This window comes from Pseudorhizobium xiangyangii, assembly GCF_020531965.1.
Lineage (GTDB): Bacteria > Pseudomonadota > Alphaproteobacteria > Rhizobiales > Rhizobiaceae > Neorhizobium > Neorhizobium xiangyangii.
The window spans coordinates 1-1,427 of sequence record NZ_JAJAWH010000092.1 but is presented as its reverse complement, the minus strand read 5'-3'; the positions used below and the strand labels follow the sequence as shown (position 1 = coordinate 1,427).

Genomic DNA, 1,427 nt, shown 5'->3' with positions numbered 1-1,427 from the left:
GGTGATGTCATGTCTGGATGGCGCCCGCTTGGCAATGTGATTTAGGATGATGTTTGAGCTTTGCGGGTCGGGTGCAGTCATGTCTCCGGCCTGTTTGTGCGGCACGATATGGCCGCGGGCCCTGATGTTGTCCGCTTGAGCCGATCCCTATCAGGTTATCGCGCTGTTATGCGCAAGACATCACCACGGGTTCCTCGGTTCGTGCGGTCCATTCCGCTTTCGCTGTCACATCATACCATTGTCACTCCGCCAACTGTTTTGCCCGAAGGCAATGACCGTGAGACCTGTTTCGTTTAAGCCGGAACCGGATCGGAACACCTCGAAATGCGGTCCGGCTGGAAGTCCATGTCCCTCCTCATGATTGCCCATGCGATGCGGGCAATCTTGTTGGCAAGAGCAACTGCAACAAGCTTGAAGGGCTTCTTCGACAACAGACGATGCGCCCAGTTTGCCAAAGGCGTATCAGTCGTCCCCTTCTTCATCCTGTAGAGGGCTGCGTGCGCTCCGACCACGAGAAGCTTGCGTAGGTGCCTGTTGCCCATCTTCGAAATGGAGCCCAGCCTTGGTTTGCCACCGGTCGAATGCTGCCTGGGAACGAGGCCCAGCCAAGCTGCGAACTCCCGCCCACCTTCGAACAGCTTGGGATCCGGGACGCTGGCCGAAAGACACGTCGCGATGATAGGGCCTATTCCGGGCACGGTCGCAAGCCGGATGCTGACATTGTTGTTGCGATGAGCAGCAAGGATCGCCTTGTCGAGCTTGGCAATCTGCGTCTCCATCTCCGTCAGTGCCGTGGCCAAGGGCATGAGGGCAAAGCGAACGGCCTGCTGGCTGTGTTGCTCATCGTCGAGGATGGCGATGAGCTGCCGGACATTGCGAGCACCCTGCGGTGCGACAATACCAAGCTCAGCAAAGTGACCACGCAAGGCATTGATGAGCGCAGTCCGTTGCGAAATCAGAAGCTCGCGCGCACTGTGCAACATCAACGTTGCCTGCTGGCCTTCGCTCTTGACTGGAACAAACCGCATCGATGGCCGCGTGACGGCTTCGCAGATGGCAGCTGCGTCCGCAGCATCGTTCTTCTGCCGGCGCAGGTATGGCTTGATATAGCTCGGTGGAATCAACCGGACCTCATGCCCAGCTGTGATAAGCGTTCGCGCCCAGTGATGCGCTGTCGCGCAGGCTTCCAAGCCAATCAGGCAAGGGGCAAGCTTCTCGAAAAAGGGCTGCATCTGCCCGCGTCGCAGCGATTTGCGCAAGACAACCTGCCCATCTGCGTCAACGCCATGAAGCTGGAAAACATTCTTTGCGATATCAAGACCGATTGCCGTAATCTCTCCCATTTGGGTCGCTCCTCTCAAGGTTTGCAACAACCTACTCTGGCACACTCGATGCCGTCGGAGGGCGCCATCCACCACATCAGGTTA

Annotated in this window: 1 protein-coding gene; it reads right to left on the bottom strand. The window is 57.8% G+C overall.

Annotated elements, in window-relative coordinates:
• Positions 1-293: 293 nt before the first annotated feature.
• The gene (locus tag LH464_RS24325) at positions 294-1,343 is read right to left on the bottom strand and encodes an IS110 family transposase (protein ID WP_226788970.1); all 1,050 of its coding nucleotides are present in this window, start codon (positions 1,341-1,343) and stop codon (positions 294-296) included.
• Positions 1,344-1,427: the final 84 nt, after the last annotated feature.